Raw genomic sequence first — 17,295 nt, forward strand, 5'->3', positions numbered from 1 at the left:
AGGTCATTTCCCTGCTTAGCTTCATGATTGAAGCTCAGGGATCAGGTGCTTCTGCGGTAGGCCAACAGGCGCAAGGCGTTGAAGACGACCAACAGTGTGGAGCCCTCATGGATCGCAACAGCGGCACCAATGCTCAAGCCCATGATGGTGGACGGAACCAGGATGGCCACAATCCCCAAGCTGACGAACAGATTCTGGTGGATGATCGATCGCGTGTGACGGCTCAGCCCCACCGCAAATGGGAGTTGCCTGATGTCGTCAGCCATAAGCGCGATATCAGCCGTTTCCAGGGCAACATCAGATCCAGCAGCCCCCATTGCGATACCAACGCTCGAACTGGCCATGGCAGGGGCATCATTGACGCCGTCACCCACCATGGCCACCTTGGCGCTAAGGCGCAGGTTTTTGATGGCCTTGACCTTGTCTTCCGGCATCAGGTCTCCCCACGCTTCATCTAAGCCAACTTGTTTGGCTACAGCCTCTGCAACGCGGTTGTGGTCTCCAGAAATCATGACCATGCGTTCGATGCCCATCTCTCTAAGCTTCTGGAGTGCCTCTTTGGCCCCCTCCCGGGGTGTGTCCAATAGCCCGATAGCGCCCAGATCCTTGTCAGCACGCCGTACCACCATGGTGGTACGGCCTGACTGACGTAGACGCTCCGCAGCCTCCAGGGCTGCCTTGCTGAGTGCGGGAATACCATTGGTACCGAACATCTCGACCTTGCCAATCCAGACGAACTGCCCATCAAGCTCAGCACGCACGCCGCGGCCAATCATGTTGCTCATGTTCTTGGCTTGGAATCGGCGCCGTGTGCCAATCATCTCTTCACCGTCACGCACAATTGCCGCAGCCAGCGGATGGTCGCTCATCGACTCCACAGCGATGGCGACGTTTAGCAGATCCTCGATCTGCGTGCCGCCTATGGGTATTACATCGGTGATACGTGGGCGCCCTTCGGTCAGGGTACCGGTCTTGTCGAATGCCATGGCATTCAATGATCCAAGCTCTTCAAGTGGCGCACCGCCCTTGATCAGCACGCCACCTCGGGCTGCCCTGGCGATGCCAGAGAGAATGGCGCTTGGTGTAGCGATCGCGAGCGCGCAGGGGCTGGCTGCAACCAGTACGGCCATCGCCCGGTAGAACGAGTCACGGAACGGCTCGTCAAGGAAAATGCCGGCAAATAGCAGCCCGACTACCAGCAGTAAAACCAACGGGACGAATATGCGTTGGAAGCGGTCCGTGAATCGCTGGGTCGGTGACTTCCTGACTTCGGCTTCACTGACCATCTTGATGACCCGCGCCAAGGTACTCTCCGTAGAGCGCCGTGTTACCTCAACCTCGATGAGCGTTTCGCCATTGATGGTACCGGCGAAGACTTTCGAGGCTGCATCCACTGCATCTGGCTTGCTGCGTGCGAGTTCGGCATCAGGAACAGGTTGCTTGTCCACGGGGACGCTCTCACCGGTTACTGGCGCCTGGTTGATACTTGAGGAGCCTACGACTACAAAACCATCGGCCGGCAGGCGGTCATTGGGGCGCACGATGACAACGTCACCGGGAACCAGCAGCTCCACGGGCATCTCCACCGTGCCATTTGCTCTGCGTACGATCGCGGTGGCTGGTGCGAGCTTGGACAGTGCCTCAATCGCTTTCTTGGCCCGCCCCATCGCGTAGCTTTCAAGGGAATGCCCCAGACTGAACAGGAACAGCAGCAGAGCCCCCTCCGCCCAGGCGCCGATGCTCGCGGCACCGACTGCGGCGAGAAGCATCAGCGAGTCGATCTCGAAGCGTTTCTGACGGATGTTGGTAACCGCTTCCTTAGTGGTGAACCATCCACCGAACACGTAGGCCGACACGTACAGAATCAGAGGCAGACGATCAATCAGGCCAAGTTTTCCTGCGAGAGCTCCGGCACCCAGGAGAGCACCACAGATCAGCGCGAAAATCAGCTCTGTGTTCATTCCAAAAATGCCGCCATGCTCATGGCTATGACCTTCATGCCCGGCTTGGTCATCAGGGCGTTCAAGCAAACTCTTCATAACTCGTCCCTTCTGGGGTCAAGGCTTCCAATTGCCCTCTGCAGTTGGGGAGCCGTCTCTGTTGGTTGGCTAAGATCTATTGCACGGTTTGCCCGAGCCCAGGCGTTAACATTTCGAAGCTATGGGGTATCGGGCGTAATAAAAAATGCCAGGCACTGCCTGGCATTTATGAATTCTCTAATTGTTCTGTTCAAATCGTTTACTACTTGTTGTTGATGCATTGCGAATACATCGAGTAACGAACAGTCTTGAGCGTGCCCTGGGAGTCCTCGAAGGTCATCAACCGTGGATAGACCTGGCAGGTACGGGGGTCCTGCGACTGACGTACGAATTTCGCAACGTCTATCTTCATGCCATATTTGTAATCCTGAATCTCTGGCATTGGCTTGCCATTTTTCTCCGCGTACTTGGCCACTGCGGTCTGGTGTTCCTTGGTGTATTGAAGCTGCTTGCTCTCGGAGAAAGTGTTGGCCTGCGAAGCCACCGAGAAAACAACAAGTGCAGCAGCGATAATTAGCTTTTTCATAAAACCCTCTCAATTTCAAAACTTCTCGGGCGTAACCTTAGCAATGCATAGGCATCACCGGCATGACGAGAAACTTACAATTTTGAAAGGTAAGTGCATCTACTTCACTTTAAACAAAAAAGCCCACAACACGTGTTGTGGGCTTCTCTTTAGCGGAGGCTGTTAGCTAACCACTTCGGCCTCGTCGCCGTCTTCATCCTTGCGGTGTGCCCAGTGATACAGGGCAGGCAGTACCAGCAAGGTCAGTGCGGTGGAGGACAGGATCCCGCCAATCACCACCGTCGCCAATGGCCGCTGAACTTCGGCACCGGTGCCGGTGGCCAAAGCCATCGGGATGAAGCCCAGGGACGCTACCAAGGCTGTCATCAGAACAGGTCGCAGACGGGTCAATGCACCTTCATCGACTGCCTGTCTGAGCGTTCGTCCCTCCTCCCTTAGCCCGCGGATGAAGGCAATCATCACCAGGCCGTTCAGTACTGCAACGCCGGACAGTGCAATGAAGCCGACACCTGCCGAGATCGACAGTGGGATGTCCCGCAGCCACAACGCCACAACACCACCGGTGAGTGCGAATGGAATACCGGTGAAGACCAGCATGCCGTCCTTCAGGTTGTTGAACATCAGGAACAACAAGGTCATGACCAGCAGCAAGGCGACTGGAACAACGATCTGCAGGCGTTTGGCAGCCGACTGCAGCTGCTCGAACTGGCCCCCCCAAGTCGTCCAGTAGCCCGCAGGGATTTGCACCTTCTTGTCCAGCGATGCGGTCGCCTCCTCAACGAAGGACCCCAGATCGCGGCCTCGAACGTTGGCGCTGACGATAACCAGACGTTTGCCGTTCTCGCGGCTGATTTGGTTCGGGCCCAGTTGCAGGTCCAGATTGGCGACCTGGGACAGCGGGATGAAGCCGATCTGATTGGCACCCTGTGCCGCATTGGCAGGTACCGGGATCAGCAAGCTGGACATACCCGCTACGTCGGTGCGAACGGTCTCTGGTAGGCGTACTACCATGTCGAACCGACGGTCGCCCTCATACAGCGTGCCGGCCTGACGGCCACCCACGGCGATAGCGATCGAGTTCTGAACATCCGCGATGTTCAGGCCGTAGCGTGCTGCTTTTTCGCGGTCAATGTTGATGGTCAGCACCGGCAGGCCGGATGTCTGCTCAACTTTCACTTCCGATGAGCCCGGGACCGCTTTGAGCGCTGCCGCGATCTTGTTGGCGGTGTTGTTGAGCACGTCCATGTCATCGCCGAAGACTTTCACAGCGACGTCACTACGCACGCCCGAAATCAGCTCGTTGAAACGCAGTTGGATTGGCTGCGACAACTCGTAGTTGCTTCCTGGAACACCCGCTGCGGCCTTCTGCACTTCAGCAATCAGCTCATCACGAGGCTTCTTCGGGTTAGGCCACTGATCCTGAGGCTTGAGCATGATGTAGGCGTCAGAGGCGTTCGGCGGCATCGGGTCAGATGCAATTTCTGCGGTACCCGAGCGTGCGAACATCCGCTCAACTTCAGGCACCTGCGCAATCACCGCTTTCTCCAGACGCTGCTGCATCTCGACAGATTGAGTGAGGCTCGTTCCAGGCACACGCATGGCCTGCATCGCAAAGTCACCCTCACTGAGGCTTGGGATGAACTCGCTACCCATACGACTTGCCAGCAAACCACTGAGCACGACCAAGGCTACTGCGGCCGAGAAAGCGATGTTCCGATGTCCCAGCACCCATTGCAGAACCGGTTCATAGCGCAGTCGAGCTGTGCGCATGACCACGCCTTCCTCTTCCTTCACCTTGCCAGTGACGAACATGGCAATAGCTGCAGGAACAAAGGTAACGGACAGGACCATTGCACCCAGCAGCGCCATCACAACGGTGAAGGCCATCGGGTGGAACATTTTGCCTTCGACGCCGGTGAGGGCGAAGATCGGCAGGTACACCACCATGATGATCAGCTGACCGAAGATCAGCGGCCGGCGAGCTTCTCGCGCCGCGGCAAAGACCTCGTGGAAGCGTTCGGTTTTGGTGAGCATGCGGCCATGCTTATGTTGCGCATGAGCCAGTCGACGGATCGCGTTTTCTACAATAACCACGGCACCGTCGACGATGATGCCGAAGTCGAGTGCCCCCAAACTCATTAAGTTGGCACTGACCTTGTTGTTGAACATGCCTGTGAAGGTGAACAGCATGGACAGCGGAATCACCATCGCGGTGATCAGAGCCGCACGGATGTTGCCGAGGAACAGGAACAGAATGGCGATAACCAGGATCGCGCCTTCCACCAGGTTCTTCTTCACCGTCGCGATGGCTTTTTCAACCAGGTTGGTACGGTCGTAAACAGTCACAGCCACCACGCCCTTTGGCAGGGTGCGGTTGATGTCCGCCAATTTGGCGGCGACAGCTTGAGATACGGTGCGGCTGTTTTCACCAATCAGCATGAACACGGTACCGAGCACGACTTCGCGGCCGTTCTCAGTAGCAGCACCTGTACGGAGCTCTTTACCGATGCTGACGTCAGCAACGCTGCTGATGCGAATCGGTGCACCATCCACACTGGTGATCACGATGTTGGCGATGTCTTCGATATTGCCTACCTGACCCGGTGCACGGATGAGCAACTGTTCACCATTACGCTCGATGTAGCCGGCACCGACGTTGGCGTTGTTACTTTCCAACGCTGCGACCAGGTCATTGAGTGTCAGCTTGTAGGTAGCCAGGCGCTTTGGATCCGGCGCAACCAGGAACTGCTTGGCATAACCGCCGATGGTATTGATCTCGGCCACACCCGGGACGTTACGCAGCTGAGGCTTGATGATCCAGTCCTGGATCACGCGCAGGTCGGTCGGGGTGTACGGCGTACCGTCCTCTTTGACCGCGCCATCTTCGGCTTCAACAGTCCACAGGAAGATCTCGCCGAGGCCGGTAGATACCGGACCCATGACGGCCTCTACACCTTCTGGCAGCTGTTCCTTCGCAACCTGCAGCCGCTCGTTGATCAACTGGCGGGCAAAGAAGATGTCAGTGCCATCCTTGAAGATCACGGTGACCTGAGACAGGCCAGAGCGAGACAGGGAACGGGTCTGCTGAAGGCCCGGGAGACCGGCCATGGCCGTTTCAACTGGAAACGTGATCCGTTGTTCGGTTTCCAAGGGCGAGTAACCAGGCGCTGCAGTGTTGATCTGCACCTGGACGTTGGTGATATCGGGTACCGCATCGATGGGCAGCTTTTGATAGCTGTAGATACCGATACCCGCCATGATCAGAACGGCGATCATTACTACGATGCGCTGCTCGATGGCGAATCTGATGATACGTTCAAACATGAGAAATCATCCTGTCAGTTCGCATCAGTGACCGTGTTCGGCAGAAGCTTTGCCGAGCTCGGACTTGAGTGTGAAGCTGCCACTGGTTGCTACCTGGGCGCCGGCTTCAATACCGTCGATGATTTCCACGTACCCATTGTCGCGGCGACCCAGTTTTACCGGGCGGGTGTCAAAGCCATCTGGGGTGCGTACGAATACCGAAGGTTTGTCTTCAACGGTCTGCACAGCGTGCTCAGGGACCGCTACGGCAACTCGATCGGTCTGGGAGGTGACCGCAATGTTTACGAACAGGCCTGGACGCCAGGCGCCGTTGGGGTTGGTCAAGGTGACGCGGACAGTAGCTGCACGGTTTTGCTCGCCCAGCAGGCTGCCGACATAACCCACCTTCCCTTCGACCTCGACGTTCATGTCAGGCGAAGAGACTTTCACTGCACGGCCAGTCGTGACCTTGCCCAGATCTGTCGGCGGAACTGCGAAGGTCGCCCAGACCTGATTCAGGTCGGAAAGGATGAAGGCGTTGGTCGCCTCGCTGACGACTTCGCCGACGGTCAGGTGTTTCTCCACTACCACGGCGTCGAAGGGAGCGCGGAGCTCGTAACGATTACCGCCAACGGAGTTAACCGAGGCACCGATTGCGCCGACCTTCTGCTTGGCGTTGGCCAAGGAGATCTCCGCTTCTTGCAGCGCTTGGCGTGCTTGGAGGTAGTCTTGCTCTGCAGAGATCTTGTCCTGCCACAGTTGCTTCTCACGTTCGAAGGTCACACGCGCCAGTTCGACGCGACGCTGTGCGGCCTGTTGTTCGCTGCGCAGGTCAGAGATCTGCTGGCTGGCGATTACCGCGAGGACTTGCCCTTTCTTGACCGTCTCGCCCAGGTTGGCCTGGACAGCCTCAACAACGCCAGGAACACGAGGAACCACGTGGGCAGTACGATCTTCGTCGAAGCGAATTTCGCCAGGGAAGCTCACGACGGTACCGAGGTCACGAGGCGCTGCAGCTTCCAGGGCAACACCAGCGGCCTTGATCTGTTCAGCGCTGAGCGTCAGCTTGCCCTCTTCTTCACCGCCCTCTTCGCTGTGGCCTTCTTCACCATGGCCCTCATCACCTTCCTCTTTGGCGGCAGATGCGGCTTTCTTTTCGTCGCCATGGCCATCGTTAGCGCCATGCTCGGCAGTACTGGCGGCCTGCTGTCCGGAACTGTTGTTCCAGGCAAGGCTGCCAAATCCGAGGGCTGCCACAGCGGCTACCGCGAGGGCGATCTTGCGTTTGTTATCCATTGCTACTCCTGCTGATCGTAGGCACCGGCTTGTTCAAGGCTGTGTGCCGAAGAAAATGTTTGGCCCGTTCAGCGAGTGCCGGCGGTTGAGCCGACTTCGCCATAAACCCTTTCCACCTGCGCACGCGCATTGGTCGCCGCTGCCAACGATTCGAGGTATTGGCCACGAGCGACGATCAAGGTGCGCTGGGCATCCAGCACTTCGATGAAACCGAATTTGCCCATCTCGAAGCCGCGGGTTGCGGTCTCTACGGCTTGTTGGGCTGAAGGCAGAATGGTCTTGTCGTAGGACTCGACCTCCTGCATGGCGGTGGACCATTGGTTCAACGCGGTTTGGGTTTCGGTGCGCAGGCGCAGCTCAACAGCATTGCGCTGGTCCCGGGCCTGATCTGCACGACGAGAAGCGGAAAGAATGTTGCCCTGGTTACGATCGAACAGCGGCAAAGGCATAGACAGGCCCACAGTGTTGACCCGCTCGCGCACAGAGCGGTCGTACTGGCTACCTACACTGACAGTAAGGTTCGGGATACGCTGAGCTTTCTCTGAGCCGAGCGAGGCATCGCTCTTGTCTATCTGCACCACGGCCTGACGCATTTCTGCTGTTTGGTCGAGCTTAGCCAGCAGATCTTCAGTGCGAGGTGGCAAGCCCGGGGAGAGGGTTGGCGATTCGAGTCGATCAAACACGGTGACTGAGCTCCCGGTAATTTGAGCGAGCTGTTGGTAAGCGGTCGCTTTTTCCGTTTCTGCACGTCGAACTTGCAGCTGGGCTTCGGCCAGTTGCACTTGAGCGCGGGTCGCCTCCACTGGGGACGACTTACCTGCGCGAACACGGCCATCGACGATGCGAAGACCGCGCTCAGTCAGTTCGAGAGATTGCTTGGCCAGGTCGAGACCTGTCTGGGCCCGCAACGCGGCGTAAAAGGCTTGGACGACATCTGCACGCAGGCCGTTAACGCGACGGTCTAACTCAAGCTGTGCGGCGGTCTGCCCGTATGTGGCGACGTCAACACGAGCCCCCCGCTTACCGCCCAGCTCAAGGGTCTGGCTGAGAGAGACAGTCGTCTGGCTGGTGTTACGACGGGTGTCTTCCACGTCATACGAGATTGTGGGGTTGGGGATAAGCCCGGCCTGCTTGCGAGCACCATCAGCGATCCCAATTTCTTGCCTGGCCGCGGCCAGGTCTGGGTTGGCATCCATGGCCGTCGAAAGCGCCTGGGGCAAGCTGATGCTTTGGGCAAGGGCTGCAGGCGCCATCAACCCAGAGATGACTGCACAGAGTGCAGCGATCTTCCAGGGCGAGACGGGGGTCTTGGGTAAGACATTGCGGTTATACCGGGGCACTTTGATGGTCCTCGTGCACAAACTTCGATAAAGCTTGGCGAGAACGCCGAAACAGCTGCCAAGCCCCACTTGATTAGGTGATGGCACTCTAATGAGCGGTAGCTATCAGAGGGGTGGCTAGAAAATTACAATTCCGTAAGAATGTCCTGTAATGCCCGAAAATACTGGGAAACCAAACCCGACACGATGATTTCGTTACAAGCAACGGAGATGGCAAACACGCGGTGCGAAGGCCCGAACAACAGGTAGATGACGAAATTGTAATTTTCCTATCACCCCCCCGTTATCTTCGGCCTGCAAATATGAGCTCGCGCTACGCTAGGCGCGCCGCCTGGTCAGAACAATTAACGACACCCGCGCCGGTAAACATAATAAAAACTGCCGTGAATCAAAGGAGCATCGGATGAAAATCAAAGTACCACTGTATTTGGCGGCAGTTTCTGCGCTGTCTGGAAGCTATGCTATTTCGGCACAGGCAGAAGACAAGCCAGAAGGCTTCATTGAAGGCAGCAGCCTTACAGTGCTGAACCGTAACTTCTACTTCAACCGTGATAACCGCGACAGCACTGCCCCCACTTATAACAGTGGCAAGGGCAACACCAACGGCTACTCCGAAGCCTGGGCGCACGCGATCATCAGCAAATTCAACTCTGGGTTTACCCAGGGAACCGTTGGCTTTGGCGTTGATGCCTTCGCCATGATCGGCCTCAAGCTCGACACCGGTGATGGGCGCAACGGCGGCCGTAGCTCCTTCGACGTGCTACCCGTTGATAACAAGGGCGAAGCTCGCGACGAATACACCAAGGTCGGCGGCGCAGCCAAAGTCCGCTTGTTCGATACCATCGTGAAAGTAGGTGATGTTTTCCCATCGACTCCGGTCGTTGCATCCGGCGACTCTCGCCTGCTGCCAGAAAGCTTCCGCGGCGTGACCGTTGAGAACACCAGCATCCAAGGCCTCACCCTGCAGGGTGGTCGTCTGCATGCGATGAGCCAGCCGGTCTCAAGCAACCTGAACGACAACTTCGTGACGTTCTACGGCGGCCCGGTCAACTCGCCATGGATCGGTTACGGTGGCGGTGACTACTCGATCAACGACAACTGGACTGTGAGCGTCTACGCCAGCCAGCTGAAAGACGTCTGGAATCAGTACTACGCCGGCACCAGCGTGGTTTACCCGCTGAGCGACGATCTGGCGCTGATCGGTGGCTTCAACTACTACAAAGCCGTAGATGAAGGTAAGAAGCGCCTGGGTGAATTCGACAACAACATCTGGAGTGCCAAGGTCGGCGTGCGTTACGGTGCCCATACCCTAGCCCTGTCGCACCAGCGCAACAACGGCGACGACGATTTTGACTACCTGCGTCAGTCGGACTCGATTTTCGTCGACAACTCCATCCAGTACAGCGACTTCAACTCGCCGAAAGAGCGTTCCTGGATGCTGCGCTATGACCTGAACTTCACCAGCTACGGCATTCCAGGCCTGACGTTCATGACCCGCTACGCCAGAGGCTCGGGCGCGGATTACTCGAACGCTAACCAGTTCTACATGCGCACTGATGACAACGGCAACCCGCTCGACAATCAGAAGCGTTGGGAGCGTGACGTCGAAGTCAAATACGTTGTCCAAACCGGTCCAGCAAAAGATCTGTCCTTCCGGTTGCGCCAGGCAACCACACGTGCCACTGCATTCGAATCGGATCTGGATGAAACCCGTGTGATCATTGAGTACCCGCTTTCGATTCTGTAATTCGCTAACTGGACCAGTTATTCATTAACTGGTCCTATTAGTAAAACGAGCATTACGAATTCACCTTGAGTGGCTTAAGTGCTCCTTTGGTAAAAGGTGGATATTTGGCGCCCATTGGGCGCCTTTTTTTGCCTAAAATTCAAGTAGGCGTTCGATTGTACGCATCGCATGCCGGTGAAGTTCATGACTACACCAATGACCAGTCTCTTCAATGTGAGCGACCTCGCCGTCATCTGAGCGGAACGAAGCCAGCACAAAGAAGAAAATAACCCAATACTTCATAAGGTCAAATCACCTGCTGGAGAGAGGGCCCGCAACTGTCAAACCCAAACCGCGACAAGATATACCGCCAGACTATCAACTGTATTACCTAGAAATTACAAATCCGTCATTTGAGCCCCGGCACGCTCATTTTGATTTACCATCCCTTTCAATAATGCCGGCGCGCGTGCGCGGTTAATTGCTCAGTGATATCGAGACAAAATCCCATGCGAATTCTGGTAATTGAGGATGAAGTAAAAACTGCGGAGTATGTGCGTCAAGGTCTGACGGAATGTGGCTATGTCGTAGATTGCGTCCACACCGGGTCAGATGGATTATTCTTGGCTAAGCAGCACGAATATGAGCTGATTATCCTGGATATAAATCTGCCAGAGATGGACGGTTGGCAGGTCCTTGAGTTGTTGCGTCGTAAAAACTGCCCTTCCCGTATCATGATGCTGACGGCGAGAAGCCGGCTGGCGGATAAGGTCCGGGGGCTGGAGAACGGAGCAGATGACTACCTGATCAAGCCATTTGAGTTCCCTGAGCTGCTGGCCCGGGTTCGCGCCTTGATGCGCAGGTCAGATCACCCTGCATCCGTAGAGGTCATTCGCGTCGCTGACCTGGAGCTTGATCAGAGCCGGCACAGGGCATTCAGGGACGGTCAGCGCATTGACCTGACCACGAAAGAATTCGCGTTACTGCATTACCTGATGCGTAATACCGGTGTGGTGCTGAGCCGCACCCAAATTATTTCGCAGGTTTGGGATATGAATTTTGACTGCGACACAAACGTTGTAGAGGTGTCGATTCGAAGACTCAGAGCCAAGATAGATGACCCTTTCGAGACCAAACTGATACATACGCTTCGGGGCGTAGGGTATGTGCTTGAAAAACGATAGTTGCCAAGCTCTCTAGTACCGAAAATCCGCTACATGCTCCCGTCGCTTGCGAACTTGAGGTTTCTGTTTACGATCCGCGGCGCTGATTCCTCACTCAACAAATGAGGTAGGCTGTACATGAGGTATAGCATTGATTATCAGCAGGTTTCGCAAGGACAATCCGATGCCAGCATTGATGCCTGTCCAGCTGACATTGTCTTCAACAGCGACCATGGCCTAGCTCTTATCCCGTGCGTTGGCGATGTTATCAACCTCCCCTCTACGGCGGTCAAAGAAGGGGTTTGCGGCATCGTTAGATCAAGGATTTTCAATTATCTCAGAGGTCCTGAAGAGCTGTACTGTCACGTCAATATTCTCGTTGAGGAGGCGGACATCAATTTCGAAAGTCTCATCTCGGAATACATGCGCAATCAGTCACGTGCTCGCTCGCCTTCTTCATAAAGTCGAAGGCGGGCCAGTCCATTAATGGTTGTGTATGGGTGAGGGTTCAGCAGAGCGAGCGCCTACTGAGCACCAGAGATGAATAGTCACAGCCTAGTGGTTTAACGCGGTACTGCTGGTGTACGCAGGGCCGGACTCATTGTTTTTTGAATGGCGCATTGCAGCACATAGAAATATAAAACCCCGGAAGCAAATACGATTGCGGACAGATAAGCAAACTCAGAGTCTAAAACCCCGGAAACCATATACAATTTAATCGTGATAGAACCCATAATAATTCCGGTACAGTACATGACGCCTGTGAACTGATTGCCCAAAAAACTCAGTATGCCGCTGAAGGCATTGTTCGCACTCAACAGCATTGCTTTCAGTATCGTCCAGCCGAGAACTGGCAGAAAAGCCTTGATCATGAAGGCGAATAACATCGACGATGCAAACAGTTTTATCGGGGTTTCTGCCCACGGCTTGATGGTGCCGTCTACTTCAACGCCGGTATACAAGATGATATTCAGAATAATCGCCATAAGGGTGCATATGCCGAGGCGTATCATTTCCCGCTTAAGCGGGGCCATCATTATCACTGCGTGAATCTTGTTTCCAAAGTATCGTTTTAGTCCTTGGATCGACATTTTTCTTCCTATGCTCTCGGGTATGACGCTGTTGTAGCGTTGTATGACGGTCATGCTTTTACCCGAAGAGAGGTGACGCTTCAACGGTCCTGAATTGCGCAGGGGATCTCATGTCCTTCCCCTGGCTGGGTAGCTTGCTGAGAAATTCTCATCTACCTGCGTGGCAACGATGCGGCCACCCCGCCGCCGTCAGAGCTCTGGAGGACTGGCTGCTGTCAGCAACTCATCGAGTGACGGAACCTTAGCGTTTGCACTGAGGACGAGTGTTCTGGATCGGAGTATGGATACATCAAAGAAAGATTCGCACTCGACTCTTCCGTTTACTTCTCTCCAGTGGGTGACTTCTGGTATCAACTCATTAGGCACCGGGTATAGTGCCATAGGGTTATGGAATACCTCCACTTCAGCAGACCACGGCTCGTAGCCATATTGCGGCCAGAGCTGACCGTAGTCGCTGGACGCTACATCCAACAGAAATGGGATACCTCGTGATGCTCCCGGAGAACGGTCGAAAAACTCACCAAACCGCAAGTATCGGTACCCGTCTAGATGAGCTCCACCTGAGATCGGCACTCGGCTGAGCTTTGGCACTGTGCAGGCATTGGTGAAAATGACCGCTGAAAGATGGGCATTTTCCATTAGCGTAAATAGGCCGTTGGGGCGCCCTGATAGCAGAGATGTCTCTTCCTCCACAGTTATCAGGTGCGTACCACGATGCGCAGATGAGTGAACTGCAAAGCCATAGAGATAGCTGATGAGCGACTCCCTGCTCCACAGCATTGAACTGGGCGCATGGAAATCGGCTAAGGCCAGAATGAGCGGCTTACCCTCCACGTGCGGTAGGGATTCGTAACGCTTGTCCAATTTGTTTTGGATGGTCCTCGCAAACCTTTCTGCAGCCGCTCCTAAGAAACGCTCATGTCGGTCAGCGGGTGGGGGGACCGGCGAGGCGCCAAAATGCTCATACCGCTCTTCCGGGTTGGCTGTCACTGCTTCAACCCAGGCCTCATCTCCCAGCCTATTCTCGATGTGAAAATCGGGTGATTCTTTAGGCTGGGTGACCAAGAGTCCCTGTTCACGAAAAATCGCTAATAGGTGGGCTTCCCAGAGGCGGGTGTGAAAATTCTCAGTCTGGCAATCGGGAACCCAATTTCTGTCTGGGGATGGCAGTGCGAGATACAGTTGATTCAGCGCCCACGCCCCAATACGGCGGCTTGGATCAAATAGTGATTTGAACACCACGCTTGGTGTGCGCTTACCCATTCTGCTTAGAGGAGCACGTCGTCGTTCACCTGAAGGGAGTGGAAGCGGATGGGCTTGGGTATAGAGAAAATGGCTGATTGAGGCGCGGGCTTCAGACTCGCCAGTGGTGCGCTCACTATGGCTGAGGAGCACCCACACGCTATCGACACGACGCCGCAAGGTGACAATTCCGAAGCTGCCGGCATGGATATTTCGGGTTAGAGCGGCACAAGAAATTCCGTCCTCACTAAGCCATGCCCCTACTGGCGGGCTGTCCCCAAACCCCAACCCTCGTGGAAGCGACAAAGCGATTAGATCGAACATCGGCGCAGCAATTTCTTTCATTCGCTGATCTCGGCAGCCGTCAAAATGCATTCCATCAATGCCTCGGAGCGTGCCCGCCGGCGATGGCATCGGTGGAGGTACCTATTGAAGAAGGGGGCCTTGTTCCACCAGGACATCTCGGTTGGTGAAGATGGTCTCAATGGTTGCAGCCTCGGCAGCCACATGAGTCTTTCGCGTGATCTCTTCAAGGGCCAGTTCGAGCCGGTAGTCTTGGAAATACTCGTACAGCTTTTCAGAGCTCTCGGATATCTCCTCCCCACCATTCTTCGCGAACAAGATGTGGATGATCGCTGCGAGTGGGAGAGAGATGTCGAGATCCTTCTCTTCTGCATCTGAATCCGAGTTCAAACCGTCGAAATACCTCTCCAGATGACTCTGGAGCTCCTCAAGCCAGAACTGAGATAGGTTGCTTGGAAGGGAGCTTTCAGGCCCGGTCAGAAGGACTTCATCTCTGAATAGAGCCAGCAGATTGGGGTTTGCCATGGAGGACCTCACGATTAGATTTGAGAGCAACTGGTCAGCATAGTCCACCTCAAGATGACCACCTCCTTGACGCCCATCCTGGTGCTCCTGAGCATCAGACGAGTGAATCGCCCCGAAACCTGTAGATACAAAATGACCGCTTCTCGCCGTTAGCTGCCTTTCTTGAAGGACAGCTTTGGGTCGATAGCGGCCTTCGTGGAGGTTGGTGTCTACGGGGTCGGTTTAGTCAATCTGAATCTCCGGTTTCACCTCCGTGAGGCCGGCCATCGTCATGCATCAGATCTTGATTGACACGCGTGCCGCTTTGGATAGCCTTGCAATTGAGGGCTGCAACTGCGCATTTGTCGGGCCTGGGTACCAGCATGAGCCCCCCGCAATTTTGGCAGCAGAGGAAGCTGGTTCCTCTGAAGTAGTGACGGCGGGCATTGCCAGTCGGATTCTGAACCCAAGGTCGCCAGACTAGGAGCTAAAGGATCGCTGCGACTACTCCTCATCCCTTACCGAAAAGTCACGCGTCGGTCGTAAACGGCCCTTTCCAGGCCAATCAACTTTTGTGATTGGTGAGTAGGGATTTCTCGGCTTTTCTGTGAAAAGCACCCCTTCATTTCACAAAAAAAATGGCGAAGATTCCAATTTCACGGGGTCTGGCCTATCACCTATTTTGTGAACCTACACAGGTTGTTCTTACCAAAAAGCCCGCGCAAGCGGGCTTTTTGTTGGCGGCTGGTTTTATACGGCTTTAGTAACCGCTGAGGATGTTTACGATCACCCCGGAAGCAATGGTCACCAGCACGTAGTCGCCGTTGACGTACAACCAACGGTGGTCGCGGGGCGGCGGCGAGAGGTGCCGGGCGCGCCAGTCGGTCACCCAGTAACGGTCATTGCGATAGTGCGGGTCTACCACGTGGCCACGCTTCCATTGCTGGTGAGGTACCGGCATCCCCGGTTGTGGACGGAAGTTTGGATTACGGTAGGACTGAGCCTGGCCGTTGCCGGGTTTGCCATGTTGTTGCGGGTGGCCTGGCTGCTTGCTCTGCTGCGGATGACCTTGGCCCTGATGCGAGCGGTCGCCATCGTGCCCTTGGGGCGGGCCGGGTTGGGCGAAGCTGGCCAGTGGTACGCTAAGCATCAACGTAGCGCAGAGCACGGAGAGGGTTTTTTTCATCGTATGTCGATCCTTTGCATGTACACGTCCGGCGGGTTTCAATGAGACGCCGATTACGGTTAATGCTTCAGACCGTGATTCGAGATGAGTAATCCCTGGCAAGAGGTAAAGGTCCGGTAAAGAATCACCAAGCCCTAAGCCGGATTCAGCCCTAGCGCTTTCAAGCGCCGATATAGCGTACGTTCACTCATGCCTAAGTGGCGCGCCAGTTCGCTACGCGGGCCCTGAAACTGTTCCAGCGCTTGTGCCAGATCACTCAGGTCGCTGCGAGCGCGCGCCTTGTTCGCACCGGTTGCGATTTGCGGGCCTACATCTTCCGGCAGATGCTCAGGCCGTATCAGCCCATCATCGGCAAACAGCCGCGCCCTTTCGAGGATATTACGCAGCTCGCGGATATTGCCCGGGAACGTATGCAGGGCCAATCGCTGCAGCGCAGCGTCAGTAAGGCTCGCGGCAGGTTTGCCTGCCATGCGCTGCAGAAGGCTCTGCGCCAGCAGCGGCAGATCCTCTACGCGTTCGCGTAAGGCGGGCAGGCGGATAGGAAAGCCACTGATGCGGTAATACAGGTCTTCCCGGAACGTGCCCTCTGCAACCATCTGCTTGAGCGGTTTGTGTGTTGCAGACACCAGGCGGAAGTCCGCATGCACGGTACGCAGGCTGCCAACCGGGCGGAAGCTGCCGGATTCGATCAGGCGCAGCAATTTGACCTGCATCGCCAGTGGCACCTCACCAATCTCGTCGAGGAAGAGCGTGCCGCCGTGGGCCGCTTCTGCCAGGCCGATCTTGCGCTGGTTGGCGCCGGTAAAGGCTCCTTTCTCATAGCCGAACAATTCACTCTCGAACAGTGACTCGGTCAAGCCGGTGCAGTCGACCACCACCAAAGGGCCATTCGCCCGCGGGCTGCCCATATGGATCGCCCGGGCGAAAAGCTCCTTGCCTGTACCGGATTCACCCTGGAGCAATACCGGGATCTGTGCGGGTGCCGCACGTTGCAGGCTGGCCAATGCCGTTTTGAATGCTGGCGCCCGGCCGACCAGGCCCTGTTGCTGAGGTTGGGCCGAGGCTAGTGTGACCGTTGTCAGGCGTTCTACGAAGGCGACCACCCTGCCCTGCTCATCGAGGATCGGCCGTAGTTCCACATCCACATGCTCAGGCCCGCGCGGGGTGTGATGAATGTGCAGTACCCGTTCCGGCAGTTTGCTGCCCCAGGCCTTGCGCATGGGGCAGTGCTCCCCGGCCTGGTCGCAAGGCACGGCGTAGTGATGGGAAACCCGGTGGCACTTCTCACCCAGCGGCGCACGGTCATCACGGCCAAACTGCCGACGATAGGCGGCATTGGCTGCGAGGATGTTGTAGTCGGTGTCCAGCACGATGGTGGGCAACGCATCGTGTTCGAGGTAGGAAACCAGAGCTAGGATGAGGGGATGGGATTCAGGCATGACGGCACCGATTGGATAAGCCGTTGAGGGTAACAAGGACTGCCAAACACTGCCATTGGCTGACAGTCGACTGCCAGGGCAGCTGACAAACCGGCCTGCCTTGCGCCATCAGGGGTCGATTTTACTGGCTTTGGCAC

The 17,295-nt window shown here is 56.0% G+C and carries 13 protein-coding genes; 3 read left to right on the forward strand and 10 right to left on the reverse strand.

The genetic code is table 11. The features are described from left to right. Positions 1–41: 41 nt before the first annotated feature. The 5 genes from JET17_RS00290 to JET17_RS00310 all read right to left on the reverse strand — a co-directional run bounded on the left by JET17_RS00290 (position 42) and on the right by JET17_RS00310 (position 8,504). A complete protein-coding gene (locus tag JET17_RS00290) occupies positions 42–2,039 on the reverse strand; it encodes a heavy metal translocating P-type ATPase (protein WP_010951452.1) in 1,998 nt (665 codons plus the stop codon). Between the two features lie 202 nt (positions 2,040–2,241). Next, positions 2,242–2,565: a DUF2790 domain-containing protein gene (locus JET17_RS00295; RefSeq protein ID WP_003253432.1), complete on the reverse strand. Its 324-nt coding sequence runs from the start codon at positions 2,563–2,565 to the stop codon at positions 2,242–2,244. Positions 2,566–2,727: 162 nt separating this feature from the next. Further along, on the reverse strand, positions 2,728–5,889 hold the full coding sequence (locus JET17_RS00300) for a CusA/CzcA family heavy metal efflux RND transporter (protein ID WP_010951454.1): 3,162 nt from the start codon (positions 5,887–5,889) through the stop codon (positions 2,728–2,730). 24 nt (positions 5,890–5,913) lie between these two features. Next, complete coding sequence (locus JET17_RS00305) at positions 5,914–7,164, reverse strand: efflux RND transporter periplasmic adaptor subunit (protein ID WP_010951455.1); 1,251 nt, start codon at positions 7,162–7,164, stop codon at positions 5,914–5,916. Positions 7,165–7,232: 68 nt separating this feature from the next. Further along, positions 7,233–8,504, reverse strand: a complete 1,272-nt coding sequence (locus JET17_RS00310; RefSeq protein WP_010951456.1) for a TolC family protein — start codon at positions 8,502–8,504, stop codon at positions 7,233–7,235. A 403-nt stretch (positions 8,505–8,907) separates the two neighbouring features. Between JET17_RS00310 and JET17_RS00315 the strand changes: the two genes are divergently transcribed. The 3 genes from JET17_RS00315 (at position 8,908) to JET17_RS00325 (ending at position 11,855) form a co-directional block, all read left to right on the forward strand. Then, positions 8,908–10,251: an OprD family porin gene (locus tag JET17_RS00315; protein WP_003253422.1), complete on the forward strand. Its 1,344-nt coding sequence runs from the start codon at positions 8,908–8,910 to the stop codon at positions 10,249–10,251. Positions 10,252–10,739: 488 nt separating this feature from the next. Continuing rightward, a complete protein-coding gene (locus JET17_RS00320) occupies positions 10,740–11,414 on the forward strand; it encodes a heavy metal response regulator transcription factor (protein WP_003253420.1) in 675 nt (224 codons plus the stop codon). 117 nt (positions 11,415–11,531) lie between these two features. Continuing rightward, on the forward strand, positions 11,532–11,855 hold the full coding sequence (locus JET17_RS00325; protein WP_010951457.1) for a hypothetical protein: 324 nt from the start codon (positions 11,532–11,534) through the stop codon (positions 11,853–11,855). Positions 11,856–11,956: 101 nt separating this feature from the next. Here the strand turns inward: JET17_RS00325 and JET17_RS00330 are convergent, their stop codons facing one another. The 5 genes from JET17_RS00330 to JET17_RS00350 all read right to left on the reverse strand — a co-directional run bounded on the left by JET17_RS00330 (position 11,957) and on the right by JET17_RS00350 (position 17,158). Further along, a complete protein-coding gene (locus JET17_RS00330) occupies positions 11,957–12,484 on the reverse strand; it encodes a hypothetical protein (protein WP_012269855.1) in 528 nt (175 codons plus the stop codon). Positions 12,485–12,673: 189 nt separating this feature from the next. After that, a complete protein-coding gene (locus JET17_RS00335) occupies positions 12,674–14,071 on the reverse strand; it encodes a hypothetical protein (protein ID WP_230491487.1) in 1,398 nt (465 codons plus the stop codon). A gap of 81 nt (positions 14,072–14,152) precedes the next feature. Further along, positions 14,153–14,554 carry a hypothetical protein gene (locus JET17_RS00340; RefSeq protein ID WP_012269857.1) on the reverse strand — a complete coding sequence of 134 codons (402 nt, stop codon included), beginning with the start codon at positions 14,552–14,554 and terminating at the stop codon, positions 14,153–14,155. Positions 14,555–15,293: 739 nt separating this feature from the next. Continuing rightward, entirely contained in the window at positions 15,294–15,719 is a 426-nt protein-coding gene (locus JET17_RS00345; protein WP_012312021.1) for an RcnB family protein, read from the reverse strand. 134 nt (positions 15,720–15,853) lie between these two features. Then, entirely contained in the window at positions 15,854–17,158 is a 1,305-nt protein-coding gene (locus JET17_RS00350) for a sigma-54 interaction domain-containing protein (RefSeq protein ID WP_012312022.1), read from the reverse strand. Between the last annotated feature and the right edge of the window lie 137 nt (positions 17,159–17,295).

It is taken from the genome of Pseudomonas putida (assembly GCF_016406145.1).
In the GTDB taxonomy this organism is placed as follows: domain Bacteria; phylum Pseudomonadota; class Gammaproteobacteria; order Pseudomonadales; family Pseudomonadaceae; genus Aquipseudomonas; species Aquipseudomonas putida_E.

Coding starts and splice junctions, on each gene's coding strand:
- JET17_RS00290 (WP_010951452.1), bottom strand. CDS start 2,039: ATGAAGAGTTTGCTTGAACGCCCTGATGACCAAGCCGGGCATGAAGGT.
- JET17_RS00295 (WP_003253432.1), bottom strand. CDS start 2,565: ATGAAAAAGCTAATTATCGCTGCTGCACTTGTTGTTTTCTCGGTGGCT.
- JET17_RS00300 (WP_010951454.1), bottom strand. CDS start 5,889: ATGTTTGAACGTATCATCAGATTCGCCATCGAGCAGCGCATCGTAGTA.
- JET17_RS00305 (WP_010951455.1), bottom strand. CDS start 7,164: ATGGATAACAAACGCAAGATCGCCCTCGCGGTAGCCGCTGTGGCAGCC.
- JET17_RS00315 (WP_003253422.1), top strand. CDS start 8,908: ATGAAAATCAAAGTACCACTGTATTTGGCGGCAGTTTCTGCGCTGTCT.
- JET17_RS00320 (WP_003253420.1), top strand. CDS start 10,740: ATGCGAATTCTGGTAATTGAGGATGAAGTAAAAACTGCGGAGTATGTG.
- JET17_RS00325 (WP_010951457.1), top strand. CDS start 11,532: ATGAGGTATAGCATTGATTATCAGCAGGTTTCGCAAGGACAATCCGAT.
- JET17_RS00330 (WP_012269855.1), bottom strand. CDS start 12,484: ATGTCGATCCAAGGACTAAAACGATACTTTGGAAACAAGATTCACGCA.
- JET17_RS00335 (WP_230491487.1), bottom strand. CDS start 14,071: ATGAAAGAAATTGCTGCGCCGATGTTCGATCTAATCGCTTTGTCGCTT.
- JET17_RS00340 (WP_012269857.1), bottom strand. CDS start 14,554: ATGGCAAACCCCAATCTGCTGGCTCTATTCAGAGATGAAGTCCTTCTG.
- JET17_RS00345 (WP_012312021.1), bottom strand. CDS start 15,719: ATGAAAAAAACCCTCTCCGTGCTCTGCGCTACGTTGATGCTTAGCGTA.
- JET17_RS00350 (WP_012312022.1), bottom strand. CDS start 17,158: ATGCCTGAATCCCATCCCCTCATCCTAGCTCTGGTTTCCTACCTCGAA.